Below are 15,455 nucleotides of genomic sequence, written 5' to 3'. Positions count from 1 at the left end.
GCCGATGGATGCCCTAGCGCCGCGCCCGTGCTGCGCGCGTTGCGTTGCCCTGTTCGCGGCTTGCGAGCCATTCGCGCACGGCGGCCTTGCGGTACAGGACGCGCTTGCCAATCTTGGTCTTAGGCGGCCCAATACGGGCCACTTCTAAGCGGTCCAGTGTGCGCGTGGAAATTCCGATTCCCGCGCACAAAGTGGGCTTGTCTACGAACTCAGCGGCAAGGTCGGCTGCGAAGTCATTTGTGAGCGTGTCGGCCATCGTCCGTCTGTCCTCCAATGCTCGCAGGATGGCAGAGGGCGGGGGCGCTCGTCAAGACGTAAGTATATGATATATAAGGATTTATAAACGTTTGAACGTTTATGAGTGTACATAACTGCTGATTGCAGTAGGGTTCCCGGCGCTCATTCGCTTATTTTTCGCCCTGTGAAAAATAATTTGTCAGCTGGTCGCCTGTAGAACCGGAGGTCAGGACATCGCGCGGCGACACGGCCAGCGGCGCGGAAAAGCGCCACCCTCAATTTGGCGACACGAGGGCGACACAGAACGCACAAATAAAAACGCCGCGAGAATCGCGGCTCGTAAGTCTCAGATTTTTAAGGGTTTTTATGGTGCGCCCGGAAGGATTCGAACCTCCGGCCTACTGATTCGTAGTCAGTCGCTCTATCCAGCTGAGCTACGGGCGCAGTGCGGTTCGGATCGTGCCGATCAACGAACCTTTTTAAGAGTATCAAAGGTTTGGCATTCACGCAACGTTACGCCTTGGCTGGTTCCGGGAGTGCTTCCGGCTCCGGTGGAGGCGGCGGAATGAGCGGCAGTTCCTCAACGATGTCGAGGCCGGCGCGGCGGACGAGGTTGGTGACTGTGGCGGCGTTGAGGCGCGTGGAGTCGTACTCGATGCGGACGGTCTGGGCTTCGCGGTCGAAGATGAGCTTGCGGATGCCGTAGACCTCGCGCGCGGCGGAGAGGGCGAAGAGCACGGGCTCTGAAGGCTGCGCAGCGTAGCGATAGAGGATTTCAACGGTCGTCATAGGAAGATGATAGCAAGGACAGGGGACAGGGGACAGACTTGCGATGCGGTTTCCACAAAGTTCGGGTGCTCTGTTTGTCCGGGTTTTGCGGATGGGTGGGATAGCTATGGTTTTGATTTTTTGTTTTTTATAGTGCTTGCTGCTGATTTATAAATCCTTGGTCTCTTTTCCCTTGTTCCCTCGGTCCCTGTTTTTACAGGCTCTTGAGGTAGGAGCGGATTTCGGAGTTAGTCCAGTCGGGGTTGCCTACGATTTTGCGGCGGATGATGCCTTGACGGTCGATGATGTAGGTCTCGGGCCAGGCTTCGGTGTGGTAGAGCTTGGCGGCAGTTTCATCGGGGTCGCGGACGGTGGCGATATCTACGTGATAGCGCTGGAGGAAGTGGCGGTATTGCTGTTCGTTTTCGTCGATGCTGACGCCGAGGATGGCCAGGTCGGGCTGGTCGTGATGCAACGATTCGAGGCCGGGGGTTTCTTCGATACAGGGAACACATTGACTCCACCAGAAATTGAGTACGACGACTTTGCCGCGATAGCTGGCGAGGTGGATGGAGTCGGTGTTGTCCTTGACGGTGAAGTCGGGTGCGGTTTTGCCTACCTGGGCCGGATGGGCTCCGCGGCTGCATGCCGAGAGGGATGCCAGTGCCACTAGTGCCAGCAGGCTTTGGGCGAAACCGAGGGTGATGGGACGGAAACTCACATACTTATAATACGGAGCGGGAGTCTTAGAAGAAAAGGGCCGCGGACGATGGCGAACGAGCCGGTAAACGAAAAAGAAGAGCGGAGTGCTGGAGACTGGAAGCCGGTGCTTGGGCTGTCGGATGAGCCGGTGGAGTTTCATACACGGGCGGGAACGGTTTTTGACCAGCCTGAGGCCGATCCGTTGATTGAGTTGACGGTGATTGTTCCGGCGCGGGATGAGGAAGATTGCATTGGCGCGTGTCTGCAGTCGCTGGTGGCGCAGAGCGAGGATGTGTTTCTGCTGGGGCGCGACTGGGAGCTGATTGTTGTGGATGATGGGTCCACGGATAAGACGGCGGAGATTGCGCACGGCTTTGCGGGCGTGACTGTTTTGAATGCGGACAAGTTGCAGCCGGGATGGACAGGGAAGGCAAATGCGATCTGGACGGCGGCGCGGAAGGCTCGCGGGAAGTGGCTGTTGTTTACGGATGCCGATACGGTGCATGAGTTGGGGGATTTGCATCGCGGGATTACGGAGGCGCTGCGGCATAAGGTGGGGATGCTGAGTTATTCGCCGAGACAGATTGTGACGGGGGCTGTACAGCGGGCGCTGATGCCACTGGTGTTTAGCGAGTTGGCGTTGGCGTATCCTCCGGTGAAGGTTTCTGATCCGAACCAGCGCGTGGCAGCGGCGAATGGGCAGTTTCTGCTGGTGGAGCGCGAGGCTTACCGGCGTATTGGCGGGCATGCGGCTGTGAAGGGACGCGTGCTGGAGGATGTGGAGCTTGCCTTGCTGGCGAAGCGGCGCAAGGTTGGTTTGCGATTTCGGTATGCGGCGGATGCGCTTTCTACGCGGATGTATCGCTCGACGGCGGCAATGATGGAGGGGTGGACGAAGAATCTTGCGTTGCTGTTTAATGATGCGCTGATGCTGGCGTTGTGGCGGGCCGTGGATTTTGTTTTGTTGCTTCTTTTGCTGCCTGCGGCGGCGTATTTTGGGTACGCGTATTCCGGGTCGCACAATATGAGTTTTCTGGCTGCATGTGTGGGGTTGGCTGCTCTATGGGTGCGGGTATTGATGAGGGTGTATGTACGAGTGAGGAAGTCGAATTTTCCCTTTGTGGATTGTGCGCTGGCCCTGCTGGGGTTGCCGCTGTTGGTTTATCTGCTGTACTGGAGCTGGTTTCAGCATCGTGTGTTGAAGCGGGTAAGCTGGAAGGGCCGGAGTTATGCGCAGTGAAAAACAGCTAATAGCTGCTAGCTATTAGCTTTTAGCTGGACGTGGGAGAGCAGGATGCAGCGTGTGCGCGCGGTTGAGATGCAACCGCGTGTCTTTTGCTCCGGATGACGTTGTGGAGTATGAAATAAAGTTGGGTGAACCCGGAGAATAAGCTGGGGCATCTTAAAGTTTGAGGGTCTTATGGTTTTTCTTACGCGGCGGGCTACGTTTTCGGCAGCGCATTTTTATTGGAACGAGGCGTGGAGCGCGGAAGAGAATGAAAAAGTCTTTGGGCGCTGCTCGAATCGCAATGGGCATGGGCACAACTACACGCTTGAGGTGACGGTTGCCGGCGAGCCGGATGCGCAGACGGGTTTTGTTGTGGACCTGAAGTGGCTGAAGGATGTGATTCAGAGCGAGGTGATGACGGCGTGGGATCACCGGCATCTGAATCTGGAAGTGCCAGAGTTTGCGAGCGTGAATCCTACGACGGAGAATATTGCGATTGCGGCGTGGAACAGGCTGGAGCCCGCGGTGAAGGCTGCGAAAGGCGCTACGTTGTCTGCGATTCGCGTGTATGAAACGCCGGAGATCTTTGCTGAGTATCGAGGCGGCAGATGAAGGCTTATTTTGGACGTCGATACATGATGAGTGCGAGCCATCGGCTGCATTGTGATTCGCTGACGGAGGAACAGAATCGCGATGCGTATGGCAAGTGCAATAATCCGCATGGGCATGGGCACAACTACATTGTGGAAGTGCTGATTGGCGGCGAGGTGGATGCGGCTACCGGCATGGTGATTAACCTTGTGGATGTGGATGCGGCTGTTCAGGCGCGTGTGCTGGAGCGCTTCGACCATACGAACTTGAATCTTGATTCGCTGTTTGCTTCGGTTGTTCCTACGACGGAGAATTTATGCAAGGCGATCTTTGGGCTGCTGAAGGGCAGCTTAAAGGTTGGCGAATTGGAATATGTGCGCGTGGAAGAGACGGAGAATAATTTCTTCCAGTGCTATGATGCGCCGGCTCTGAGTTGAGAGAAGGGCGCATGGGCTCGAGAAAGGATATGGGATGGCGCAAACGGGTGCAGTAAAGAAACCAATGCTGGAGGCTGTGAAGAAGCCGGGTGAGCTTGGGGATGTAAGCACGCAGGATTTGTATCGCGAGATTCTGAGCCGCATTGGCGAGGACCCCAGCCGCGATGGGCTGCTTTCTACGCCGAAGCGTGTGGAGAAGTCGATGGCGTTTCTCACGAAGGGGTATAACGAAGACCCGAATGAGATTCTGCGCGGCGCGTTGTTTGATGTGGACTACGACGAGATGGTGATTGTGAAGGATGTGGAGATGTTCTCGCTGTGCGAGCATCATATGCTTCCGTTCTTTGGCAGGGTGCATGTTGCGTATATTCCGAATGGCAAGGTGATTGGGCTGAGCAAGATTGCGCGGTTGGTGGAAGTGTATGCGCGGCGCTTGCAGGTGCAGGAGCGGATGACGCGGCAGATTGCCGATGCGATCCAGGAAGCGATCGCTCCGCAAGGTGTGGGCGTGGTGATTGAGGCGCGGCACCTTTGCATGATGATGCGCGGGATTGAGAAGCAGAACTCTTCCACAGTAACGAGTGCGATGGTGGGATGCTTCCGGCAGAAGGAGACGCGGACGGAGTTTCTGTCGCTGGTGCGGGAGTAGGCGCTGGGACGTTTGCGCGGCGCGTTCGATAGAGTAAGTAAGTGAACGGATTGTTAGTAATAGATAAGCCGGGCGGCATGACGAGCCACGATGTGGTGAGCAGGCTGCGCAAGATTACCGGCGAGCGGTCGATTGGGCACCTGGGCACTCTGGACCCAATGGCTACGGGTGTGTTGCCGCTGTTGCTGGGGAAGTTTACGCGGCTGGCGCAGTATTTTTCTTCTGCTGAGAAATCGTATACAGGCACGATTCGCTTTGGGTTTGCTACGGATACCTACGATGCTGAGGGTGAGCGCGTGGGCGATGTGGTGAGCGCGAAGCTGACGCTGGATGAGGTGCGTTTGGTTGCGGCGCGCTTCCATGGGACGATGCAGCAGATACCGCCGCCTTACTCGGCGAAGAAGATTGCGGGGACTCCGGCATATAAGCTGGCGCGGGCAGGGAAGCCGGTGGAGTTGAAGGCTGCTTTGGTGACGATTGTTTCGTTTGCAATTACGGAGCTGCGTGGTGATGAGGCTTCCTTTGATCTGAGCATCAGTGCGGGCGGATATGTTCGCTCGATTGCGCATGAGATGGGTGCGATGCTGGGTTGCGGAGCGCATTTGAGCAGGTTGCGGAGAACGCGGGCGGGTGTGTTTACGCTTGCGGAGGCGCAGAAGCTGGATGCGTTGCAGGAGCTGGCAGGGGATGTTGCGGGGCTTGAGGGGATGTGTGTGCATCCGCGGGCTCTGCTGCCGGAGATGCCTGCGGTTACGGCGGATGCGCAGGCACTGGGACGGTTGCGGAATGGAGCGCAGGCAAATCTGCCGGAGTTTTCGCAGGCGGCGATGGTGAAGGTGTTTGCTGGGCAGCGGGATTTGACTGCGATTGCGCAACGGGTGGCGGGGACGTTGTTTCAGCCGGTGGTTGTGCTGGGGTAAGAGCAGGGCGTGGAGTTTGCTTTTGTGGTATCCCCGGTTTCCAAAGGCGAGAGACCGGGGGCCCCCGCAATATCTAAAGGCATCCCGCAGGGGCTAAAGCCCTACGGAATTTGGCTGAGTCTTATGTACGGGCTAAAGCCCGTACCCTTCAAAACGATTCGTCAGACATTGCCTAGCGCTTCAGGAGCGGGCGTAGTGCGGGGATGAGTGTGTCGGCGATGATTTCGGAGCCTTTGGCAGTGGGGTGGATGCCGTCTGCCTGAATGGTTCCGGGCGTGTTGGCGAGGCCTTTGTAAATCATCGGCACAAAAGCGGTGTGGTGCTTGGCGGCGGCTTCGCGGAAGATGGCTTCAAAGGCGTGGATGTAGTCGGGGCCGTAGTTGGGCGGAAGTGTGATGCCGGCCAGCAATATCTTGATATGCGCGTTTTCAAGGGCTGTGAGAACGGTGTCGAGGTTGTGGCGGGTGGCATCGAGTGGCAGGCCGCGGAGGCCGTCGTTGCCGCCGAACTCCACGATTGTGATTTCGGGATGCAGTGCGAGAATGGTGGGCAGGCTTGCTACCGCGTCTTTGGTGGTGGCTCCGCTGGTGCCTTGGTTGCTGACTTTGTACTTGTAGCCGCTGCGGTCGAGCTTGAGCTGCAATGCGTCGGGGTAGGACTGGCCGGATTGCAGACCATAGCCTGCGGTGATGCTGTCTCCGAAGCAGACGAGCGTGCGGCGCTGCGCCGCGAAGGCAGGGCAGGCGATGAGAATAAGGACAAATGAAACGAAGAGTGCGCGGCGAACGTCCACAGGATTAGTGTAAAAGCTCAGGCCTCAATAGGTTTGGCGGGGAACTGCGGCGCGCGAGGTGCGTATTTCCGTTTGAGTCCGGATTGGAGCGACAACTTGATAGAAGTTCGCGATGTGAAGAAGGTGATTCAGAATGGGGCGCGGCGCGTGGAGATTCTGAAAGGAATCTCGTTGACGATTCCGGCGGGGCAGTTTGTGGCGATTGTGGGCGCGAGTGGAAGTGGGAAGAGCACGCTGCTTGGGTTGCTGGCAGGGCTTGATACGCCGAGCGAAGGGGAGATCTGGCTGGATGGTGTGCCTATTCACAACATGGTGGAGGCGCAGCTTGCGGCAGTTCGCGGGAAGAAGCTGGGGTTTGTTTTTCAGTCGTACCAATTAATTCCTACTCTGACGGCGCTTGAAAATGTTTTGCTGCCGTTTGAGCTGAATGCGAGTGGAAACGGGATTGAGAAGGCGCGGGAGCTGCTGAAGTCGGTTGGTCTGGCGGAGCGGATGGATCATTATCCGATTCAGCTTTCTGGCGGGGAACAGCAGCGTGTGGCGTTGGCGCGGGCGTTTGTTGTTGAGCCGCCGATTGTGATGGCGGATGAGCCGACGGGGAACCTGGATTCGACGAACGGACGGCTGGTGCTGGATTTGCTGCTGGACCGCAATAAGCGCGCGGGGACGACGCTGGTGCTGGTTACGCATGACGCGGGCGTGGCGGAGATGGCGGACCGCAAGATTGTGCTGCGCGACGGGATGGTTGTGGAGGATACGCTGGCTGCGGTGCATGTGGAAGAGCAGGTTCAGCATGGGTGAGGCTGCGTTGCAGAAGCGGGCGTTGAGCTGGGGCCGGGCGGCTTCGATTGCGTGGCGGGATTTGCAGTCGGCTCCGGGGAAGTTTGTGTTTGTGGTGCTGAGCGTGGCGATTGGCGTGGCTGCGCTGGTGGGCGTGCGCGGGTTCAGCGAGAGTTTTCGTGGGACGCTGGGGGCTGAGGCGCGGTCGCTGATGGGCGGGGATTTGAGCGCGCGGATTTTTGGGGCGCCAACGGAGGCTCAGCTTGGCAAGATTGCAGAGGTGGAGAAAAAGATTCCGGGGAGCCGTTCTACGTGGGTGGTGGAGACGATTTCGATGGCGAGCGTGCCGCCGGACCCTGTGCCGTTGCTGGTGAGTTTGAAGGCTGTGGATGCGGCGGAGTATCCGTATTATGGCGCGGCGGAGCTGGAGCCCGCGATGACGCTGGAGCAGGCGCTGAGCGGGGATTCTGTTGTTGTTGCTGATGAGTTTTTGATTCGGTTGAATGCGCATGTAGGTCAGACGCTACGACTGGGTGGAAAGCCGTTTCGCATTGCCGCAGTGCTGAAGCAGGAGCCGGACCGCATGAGCGCGGGTGCGGGGATGGGTCCGCGTGTGATGATTTCGCGTGCGGGACTTGAGAGCACGCAATTGCTTGCGCCGGGGAGCCGTGCGACGGAGCGATTGTTTTTGAAGCTGCCTGCGGTGTTGCCTGCGGGAGTGACCCCGATGACGGTGCGGCATGATTTGGAAGCGGCGCTGCCGGATGCGCAGGTGATGGATTATCGCGAGGGGAATCCGGCGCTGACGGATGGGCTGGACCGCGCGACGGCGATTCTTTCGCTGATTTGTTTAGTTGCGATGGTGCTGGGTGCGATTGGCGTGGCGATGGCGATGCATGCGCACCTGGAACAGCGCATGGATATGCTGGCGATTCTGAAGGCGATTGGTGCGGGGTCGGCGGATTTGTTGCGCATATTTCTTTTGCAGATGCTGGGGCTGGGGCTTGCCGGGGGATTGCTTGGCGTGGCTGCCGGGTTGGCTGTGATGGGAGCGCTTCCGGCGGTGTTTGGAAGGTTGCTGCCGGTGCATACGGTGTTGCAGTTTCCGTGGAGGTCGGTTGGCGCGGGGCTGGGGACGGGGCTGCTGACTACGCTGTTGTTTTGCTTGCCTCCGCTGTTGGATGTGCGGGGCGTGCGGCCTGTGCTGGTGCTGCGTCGGCTGGTGGAGTCGGGGCCGGAGGGAGCGCGGGGCTGGTTTGCGCGGGTGTGGGCGCGGCGGTTGCAACTGGGACTTTCGTTGATTGTGCTGGCGGCGCTGGGTGGGATTGCGTGGGCGCTTTCTGATTCGCGAGTTGTTGGTATTTGGTTTGCGATTGGGCTTGCAGGAGCGCTTGCGGTGTTGCTGGCGCTGTCTGCGGTTTTGTTGCGTGTGCTGCGGTTTTTGCTGAACCGGGTGCGGCTGCATTTGCCTTCATTTTTGCGGCAAGGGCTGGCGAATATGTACCGGCCTGGGAACCAGTCGGCTGCGGTGCTGGCGGCGCTGGGTACGGGCGTGATGCTGATCCTGGCGGTTTATCTGATGCAGTCGTCGGTGCTGCGCGAGATACGCGAGACGGTTTCTCCAAAGCTGCCGAATATTTTTCTGGTGGATGTTACGACGGATGAGGCCGGCGCGTTGAAGACATTCTTTGACAAGCTGCCGGGAGTAAAGGAGCCGCTGGACTTGATGCCGGTGGTGAAGGGCGAGTTTGTGTCGTTGAACGGCACGCCGGTGGAGCAGTTGAAGGGGCAGCATTTTCCGCTGCACATGCTGCAGAATGCGGAGTTGAGTTGGGCGGATGCGTTGCCCGCAGGGGACAAGATTACGCAAGGGAAGTGGTGGACGGATGCGTCGGCGCAGGAGATGGCGGTGAGTGAAGGCACGGCGCAGAGGACGCATCTCAAGGTAGGCTCGACGGTGGAACTGACTACCGCGGTGAATGGTACGCACAAGTTGACGGTGGCTGCGCTTTATAAGGCAGATGGGCAGCATTTGAGTGCGCGGGTGCCGTTTGTGCTGCCTTCCGGATTGCTGAAGGGGGAAGTGGCAACATGGTACGGTGGGGCGCATGTGGACTCGAAGCAGGTTTCGACTGTGGAGCGTGCGCTTTTTGCGGCTTATCCGACGGTAACTACGATCAACCTGGCGGATGTGCTGGACCGGATTGAGTCGGTGGTGAATCAGATTACGTTTGTGATTCGGTTCCTGGCGGGGTTCTCGATTTTTGCGGGGTTGATGATTCTGGCTTCGTCGATTGCGAGCACGCGGTTCCGCAGGATGCGGGAGGCCGTGGTGCTGAAGACGCTGGGGGCTACGCGGGGACGGATTGTTCGCACGTTTAGCGTGGAGTTCAGCGTGCTGGGATTGCTGGCGGGATTGGTGGGAGCGATTTTTGCGAATCTGCTGACGGAGCGGTTGCTGCACCGGATGCAGATTGGGTTTCATGTTGAGTGGATTGCTTTGCTGTGTGCGCTGGTGGGAACGGCGATGCTGGCGACGCTTACGGGGTGGGTTGCGAGTTATCGGATTCTTGGGTTGAGGCCGTTGGAGGTTTTGCGGGAAGAGTAGGAGTCCTCAAGGGGCAAGGCCTCTTTCTTATTTGTGCAAAAAGGTAGGCCGGGTTAAAACCCCGGCCTACCTTTTTGCGACTGATTGTTAGAAGTCTTCGCTCAGGTCTACGGCTGGAAGGTCATCGTTTTGACGCGCGAACCATACGTAGAGTGTGGGCAGCAGGAAGACGCCGATGATGAGGTTGGCGATGAGACCACCGACGATGACGATGGCGAAGGGGCGCTGTGAGTCAGACCCGATGGCGTGCGAGAGCGCGGCGGGAAGAAGTCCGAGCGTGGCTACGAGCATCGTCATCATGATGGGACGCAGACGAAGGACGGCGCCTTCGACGGCGGCTTCAATGATGTGCTCCTTGCTTGACTCTTCCATGCCTAGGCGGCGTGAGCGCAGCTGGTTGATGAACTCGATCATGATGACGCCGGTTTGCACGGAGACTCCGAAGAGCGCGAGGAAGCCGACGGCGGATGAGACCGAGAAGTTGGTATGGGTAATCCAGAGTGCAAGCGGTCCGCCGATGGAGGCCATGAGAACGCTGACGAGAATCAGCATGGCCCACTTGAAGGACTTGAACATCATGTAGAGGATGAGGAAGATGGCCAGCATGGTGATGGGGACGACAATCGCCATGCGCTTGTTGGCGCGCTGCTGGCTCTGGTATTCGCCTGCCCATTCGAGATGGTAGCCAGCGGGGAGTTTTACGTTCTGCTCGACTTTGTGGATGGCTTCTTCCACAGTGGAGCCGAGGTCGCGGTCGCGTACGGAGTACTTGATGGCGATGTAGCGCTGGCCGCCTTCGCGGTTAATCTGCTCCGCGCCGTCGTCCGTGGAGACTGTGGTGAGTTGTGCGAGGGAGACGCGTTCGCCGGAGGGTGAGAGCAGGCGGACGTTCTCGATGGCTTCGCGCGTGTCGCGGTACTGCTTTTGATAGCGCAGCGTTACGTCGTAGCGGGCTTCGCCCTGCTGCACCTGCGTGACGGCGTTGGAGCCGACGGCTGTCTGGATTGCGTCCTGAATATCCGAGACGTTGATGCCCCAGCGTGCGGCGGCGGCGCGGTCCACGGTGTAGTTGAGGTTGGGCTGGCCGACGATGCGGAAGATGCCGAGGTCACCTACGCCGCGCACGGCGGCGAGCTGGCTTTGGATCTCTTCAGCTTTGTGTTCTAGCGTGCGCAGGTCATCTCCGTAGAGCTTGACGGCGAGCTCGCCTTTGACGCCGGAGACGGCTTCTTCCATGTTGTCGCTGATGGGCTGCGAGTAGTTCCACAGCACGCCGGGAGAGCGGGAGAGTTGCTTGTCGATGGCGGCGATTAGCTCTTCCTTGTTTTGATGGAAGACGGGACGCCAGTCTTTTTTCTGCTTGAGATCAACGAAGTATTCAGTGTTGAAGAAGCCGGCGGTGTCGGTGCCGTCATCGGGGCGGCCTACCTGGCTTATGACCTGAATAACCTCAGGGAAGGATGCGATGATGACGCGTGTTTTGTTGGCGAAGTCGATGGAGGCAGAGGGGCCTTCGCTGGGCGGAAGCGTGCCGCGAATCCAGATGGAGCCTTCGTCGAGGTGGGGCAGGAACTCGGAGCCGATGGGGCCACCGAAGGTGAGATAGAGGGCGATAGCGAAAAGCACCGAGCTGATGCCAACGGTGAGATTGCGATGAACGATGGCGGCGCGAACGGCTGTCCGGTAACGCAGGATGAGCCAGTGCATGAGCGGGTTTTCCCACTCCTTGGCGCCTTTGCGGAAGAAGAGGCTGGCCATTACCGGCGCAACGAGCATGGCGAAGACGAGCGCACCCACGAGTGCGAAGGTGACGGTCCACGCGAGAGGCTTGAAGAGGCGGCCTTCGACGGCTTGCAGCGTGAAGATGGGTAGATACGAAGTGATGATGATGCCGCGCGCGAAGAAGACGGGGCGCTGGACTTCATGCGTGGCGTCGCGGATTTTTTGAATGGGCGTGCGGGTGTCGTCCTTGTGCGCGAGGTGGCGGACGACGTTTTCAATCATGACGACTGAGCCATCGACGACCATGCCGAAGTCCAGCGCGCCGAGAGAGAGCAGGTTGGCGGGCGTGTGGGTGAGGTCGAGGCAGATGGCGGCGAACATGAGCGCGAAGGGAATGGTGAGCGCCACGATGATGGCTCCGCGCACGTTACCGAGGAAGAGAAAGAGGATGAGGGAGACAAGGATCATGCCTACGGTGAGGTTGTCCTTGACGGTATCGACGGTGAAGGCGACGAGCTTGGAGCGGTCGAGGAATGGCTCGACCTTTACGCCTTTGGGCAGGATGCCGTTGTTGAGTTTGTTGACTTCGTCATGAATGCCGCGAAGAACGGGGTCGGAGTCGCTGCCCTTCTGGAGAAGAACGATGCCTTCGACGGTGTCGGGATTGTCGGTGATGGTGCCGTTGGCGTTGTGCCATGAGCGACCGATTTGTCCGAGGCGAATCCTTGGGCCTTGTTCGACGGTGGCAATGTCCTTGATGCGAATGGCTGCGCCGTTTGCTGTTTTGATGACGGTGTTTTCGATGTCCTGCGTGCTCTTGTAGAGTCCGAGCGACTGTACGTTGATTTGTTGCGCACCCTGCTCGATGAAGCTTCCGCCGCCGTTGGTGTTGTTGTTGGCGAGTTGCTGTTCAACCTGCGAGGTTGAGAGGCCGTAGGATACGAGTTTTTCCGGATCGAGCTTGACCTGATATTCACGCGTTGGGCCGCCGAAGCTGGATACGTCTACGACGCCGGTGACACTCTTGAAGTTCTTTTCGAGTGTCCAGTCTTCGAGCGATTTTTTCTCCATGGCATCGTAAGCGGGGTTAGTGCTTTCGACGGTGTACCAGAAGATTTGGCCAACGGGGCTCCAGTCGCTGCCCATCTGCGGCACGATGCCGGGAGGAAGGCTGACCTGGTTGAGGCGTTCGAGGACATGCTCGCGATTGACGTCTCCGATGGAGTTGTCGTCGAAGATGAGCATGAGGCTGGAGATGCCGGCGAGCGTGCTGGAGCGCAGGTGCGTGAGGTGCGGGATGCCGGCCATCTGGATTTCAACCGGCACGGTGACCTGACGCTCGATTTCTTCCGCGGAGCGTCCGGGCCACTGCGTGATGATCTGCACGTAGTTGTTGGCGACGTCTGGGTATGCTTCGATGGGCAGATCACGGAAGGCAATGACGCCCCATATGGTCAGGAGGAGTGTTCCACCGAGAACAATCCAGCGGCTTTTGAGCGCGAAATCAACAAGAGCGCGAATCATTACTGGTTCCCCGCGGTTTCAAGCATGAGTGCGTTGGTGACGACCTGCTGGCCGGGGTCAATGCCGGAGAGAATGACCTGGCGGTTGCCGGGGAGCGTCTGGCCGGAGTGGACTTCTACGCGCTTGAAGTGGTTTTCGCCAGAGGGTACGAAGACCCATTCGCGGTCGTGCAGATGGAGGACTGCGTCGGCGGGAACAACGGCGTGTTGCTCGGCCTTTTTGCTGGTGAAGGTTGCAGTGACGAACATGCCGAGCTTGAGGAAGCCGGGGTTGTCGAGTTGAATGCGGACCTTGGCGGTGCGGAGCTGTGGGTCGAGGACGGGGCCGATGTCGCTGACGTAGCCGAGCAGGGGCTTGTCAGGATAGGCGTTGACCTTGATGTGAGCTTCCTGCCCGAGTGCGATTTTCGAGATGTCGTTTTCGTATACGTCGCAGAGAACCCAGAGGGTAGAGAGGTCTGCGATGGTGAATGCTGTTGCGGAACCGGAGAGCGAGACGCCTGCGGCGGCAGCGTTGGTGATGTTCTGGCTGACGATGACGCCGGAGATTGGCGCGGTGATGCTGGCGAGGCTGCTGGGGTGCTCTTTGCTGACGCCGTAGATTTTCAGTTGTTCTTCGGCAGAGTTGAGGTCTGACTTGGCGTTGTTCTCCGCATCATCAGCCTGTTCCAGCATGGCCTGCGAGATGGCTCCGTGCGCGAAGAGGTCTTTGGCGCGCGCGTCGGCTTTGTTTGCTAGCTGTTCGTCGTTAGAGGCCTTGAGGTATGCGTTGAATGCGTTAGTGATGTCGGGGCTTTGCACCTGGAAGAGTATCTGGCCCTTCTTTACGTGGTCATCGAGGCGTGCGCGAATATCGACAACGCGGCCATTGGCAAGCGAGATGACGGGGACTTCGCGGGATATGTCGGGCGTGACGGTTCCGGTAGCGTTCAGGTCTGGCGCGGATTCGATTTTGTCGGCAGAGACGAGAGGGAACTTACTGACGTCTTTGCTGTCGATGGTGAGGAGGTTCATGTCGGCGAGCTGAACGACCTGTGCGGGCGGGGGCGCACCGTCTCCTTTTGGCTGCTCTTTGGACTTGCAGCCAGCGAACAATGCGGCGGCGCAGGCGAGTGATGCGACGGCTGTGGAACGTTGATTGACGAGCAGAGACAGCTTCATGGAATCACCTCGCGTCCGACGGCAAGATTCAGTTGCCCAGCGGCGGTTAGATATGTGCCAATCAGTTGCGCATAGGCAAGCTGAACCTGGCGGTAATCGCTTTGTGCGTTCAGAAAGTCCATCAGGGAAGCGCCTCCGTGCAGGTAGGAGTAACTGACGGTGTCACGCACGCGGACGGCCTGATCGTTGTACTTGGCTTTATATGGCTTGAGCAGGGCGATGGTGCTTTCGAGCTGCGCGTAGGCGGAGTCCACATCACTGAAGACTTGTGCGCGGGTAGCTTCACTGGCTTGCGTGGCGCGGTCAATGTCGATTTGCGTGCGCTGCTTTTCGCCCTGGTTGCGGTCGAAGATGCGGAGCGGGATGCTGAAGCCTACGCCTGCATAGGGGCCGAGCGGCGGGTTTGCGCCACCATCCACGGTGAAGGTGGGGTCAGTGGAGCCGTTGGCGATGGCGAGCTTGTGGTTGGTCTGCGACTGCTGGATGGTTTGCAGGGCGGCCTGAAGGTCAGGGCGCGAGGTGATGGCGGCGTCACGATAGGTTTGCAACGGGTCCAGCGTTTCGTTGAAGTCGAATGTGCCGGAAACGTTGAACTGGTCTACCGGCGTGCGGTCATTGAGGAGCTGCAGGAGCTGGATTTTTGCGGTGCGCAGGTTGACGAGAGCGGATTGAATCTCGGACTCGTATTGCACGCGCTGCAACTCGATGCGGTCGAGATCGATTTGGGCGATGTCGCCGGCGTGGAAGCGGGCGCGGCTGGTTTCGATGATCTTGTCGTAGTAGGCGAGATCGGAGTGGGCGATGTCGAGGATGTATCTTGCCTGGAGCGTGGTGACGAAGGCTGAGCGCAGGTTGAAGAGGAGGTTGCGCTCGAGGTCGTCATGCTGCGATTGCGTGATGCGGGTGCCTTCTTTTGCGCTTTCGAGGCGAAGCTCACGCTTGTGCTCGCGCTCGTGCAGGTAGCTGATGTTGCCTGTGGTGAGGGCATCGGAGAGCGGGCGGTAGGCGCTGCCGGGGATGTTCGGGTCATAGTGCTGGCCGAACGGGTAGGTCTGGTCGAGCGTCATGGTCATCTGCGGATTGGGGCGTAGATTGGCGGTGATTTCCGCGGCCTTCATCTCGTTGACGCTGTCCGCATCCGCCTTCAGAGCCGGGTTGGAACTCTCAAAGCGAGCTTTTACCTGGTCCCAGGTGAGGCTTTGCTGCGCGGCAGCGGGGATGGGAACAAATGCAAATAATATTGCCGCTGCAGATGCAGCAAGGGCAGGGAGGACTCTGTTCATACACATGCCTTGCACCGTGATTTCACGGTGAACTCAGGAGAATATTGACAAAA

General features: G+C 58.7%; 14 protein-coding genes and 1 tRNA gene. 7 read left to right on the top strand and 8 right to left on the bottom strand.

The genetic code is table 11. The features are described from left to right. Positions 1-13 precede the first annotated feature (13 nt). From AC5S3R_RS15100 to AC5S3R_RS15085, 4 genes are all read right to left on the bottom strand, one after another. Entirely contained in the window at positions 14-256 is a 243-nt protein-coding gene (locus AC5S3R_RS15100) for a helix-turn-helix transcriptional regulator (protein WP_494267929.1), read from the bottom strand. Between the two features lie 348 nt (positions 257-604). After that, positions 605-681 (bottom strand) — tRNA-Arg (locus AC5S3R_RS15095). A gap of 69 nt (positions 682-750) precedes the next feature. Further along, positions 751-1,026 carry a hypothetical protein gene (locus AC5S3R_RS15090; RefSeq protein WP_494267928.1) on the bottom strand — a complete coding sequence of 92 codons (276 nt, stop codon included), beginning with the start codon at positions 1,024-1,026 and terminating at the stop codon, positions 751-753. A gap of 193 nt (positions 1,027-1,219) precedes the next feature. After that, positions 1,220-1,726: a TlpA family protein disulfide reductase gene (locus AC5S3R_RS15085; RefSeq protein ID WP_494267927.1), complete on the bottom strand. Its 507-nt coding sequence runs from the start codon at positions 1,724-1,726 to the stop codon at positions 1,220-1,222. A 48-nt stretch (positions 1,727-1,774) separates the two neighbouring features. Between AC5S3R_RS15085 and AC5S3R_RS15080 the strand changes: the two genes are divergently transcribed. From AC5S3R_RS15080 to truB, 5 genes are all read left to right on the top strand, one after another. Next, positions 1,775-2,947, top strand: coding sequence for a glycosyltransferase family 2 protein (locus tag AC5S3R_RS15080; protein WP_494267926.1), 1,173 nt, complete (start codon positions 1,775-1,777; stop codon positions 2,945-2,947). 180 nt (positions 2,948-3,127) lie between these two features. After that, complete coding sequence (locus AC5S3R_RS15075) at positions 3,128-3,547, top strand: 6-pyruvoyl trahydropterin synthase family protein (RefSeq protein ID WP_494267925.1); 420 nt, start codon at positions 3,128-3,130, stop codon at positions 3,545-3,547. Further along, the gene (locus AC5S3R_RS15070) at positions 3,544-3,963 is read left to right on the top strand and encodes a 6-carboxytetrahydropterin synthase (RefSeq protein ID WP_494267924.1); all 420 of its coding nucleotides are present in this window, start codon (positions 3,544-3,546) and stop codon (positions 3,961-3,963) included. Before AC5S3R_RS15075 ends, AC5S3R_RS15070 begins: the two co-directional genes overlap by 4 nt. Positions 3,964-4,027: 64 nt before the next feature. Further along, entirely contained in the window at positions 4,028-4,612 is a 585-nt protein-coding gene (gene folE / locus AC5S3R_RS15065) for a GTP cyclohydrolase I FolE (RefSeq protein WP_494268001.1), read from the top strand. Between the two features lie 41 nt (positions 4,613-4,653). Then, on the top strand, positions 4,654-5,532 hold the full coding sequence (gene truB, locus AC5S3R_RS15060) for a tRNA pseudouridine(55) synthase TruB (RefSeq protein WP_494267923.1): 879 nt from the start codon (positions 4,654-4,656) through the stop codon (positions 5,530-5,532). A gap of 172 nt (positions 5,533-5,704) precedes the next feature. On the opposite strand, the gene AC5S3R_RS15055 is transcribed toward truB, so the two are convergent. Continuing rightward, positions 5,705-6,325 carry an arylesterase gene (locus AC5S3R_RS15055; RefSeq protein WP_494267922.1) on the bottom strand — a complete coding sequence of 207 codons (621 nt, stop codon included), beginning with the start codon at positions 6,323-6,325 and terminating at the stop codon, positions 5,705-5,707. Positions 6,326-6,421: 96 nt separating this feature from the next. Here AC5S3R_RS15055 and AC5S3R_RS15050 point away from each other — a divergent pair, with 96 nt between their 5' ends. Both AC5S3R_RS15050 and AC5S3R_RS15045 read left to right on the top strand, forming a co-directional pair. Further along, positions 6,422-7,126: an ABC transporter ATP-binding protein gene (locus tag AC5S3R_RS15050; protein WP_494267921.1), complete on the top strand. Its 705-nt coding sequence runs from the start codon at positions 6,422-6,424 to the stop codon at positions 7,124-7,126. Further along, on the top strand, positions 7,119-9,713 hold the full coding sequence (locus AC5S3R_RS15045; protein ID WP_494267920.1) for an ABC transporter permease: 2,595 nt from the start codon (positions 7,119-7,121) through the stop codon (positions 9,711-9,713). The genes AC5S3R_RS15050 and AC5S3R_RS15045 overlap by 8 nt, the downstream gene beginning before the upstream one ends. Positions 9,714-9,800: 87 nt before the next feature. Here the strand turns inward: AC5S3R_RS15045 and AC5S3R_RS15040 are convergent, their stop codons facing one another. From AC5S3R_RS15040 to AC5S3R_RS15030, 3 genes are read right to left on the bottom strand one after another with little or no spacing between them, the layout of a single operon-like run. Beyond that, entirely contained in the window at positions 9,801-12,959 is a 3,159-nt protein-coding gene (locus tag AC5S3R_RS15040) for an efflux RND transporter permease subunit (protein ID WP_494267919.1), read from the bottom strand. Further along, positions 12,959-14,119, bottom strand: coding sequence for an efflux RND transporter periplasmic adaptor subunit (locus AC5S3R_RS15035; RefSeq protein ID WP_494267918.1), 1,161 nt, complete (start codon positions 14,117-14,119; stop codon positions 12,959-12,961). The genes AC5S3R_RS15040 and AC5S3R_RS15035 overlap by 1 nt, the downstream gene beginning before the upstream one ends. Next, positions 14,116-15,402 carry a TolC family protein gene (locus AC5S3R_RS15030; protein WP_494267917.1) on the bottom strand — a complete coding sequence of 429 codons (1,287 nt, stop codon included), beginning with the start codon at positions 15,400-15,402 and terminating at the stop codon, positions 14,116-14,118. Before AC5S3R_RS15030 ends, AC5S3R_RS15035 begins: the two co-directional genes overlap by 4 nt. Positions 15,403-15,455: the final 53 nt, after the last annotated feature.

This window comes from Occallatibacter sp. FHG110214_02 (assembly GCF_059115385.1).
This window is presented reverse-complemented; position numbering and strand designations above follow the sequence as displayed.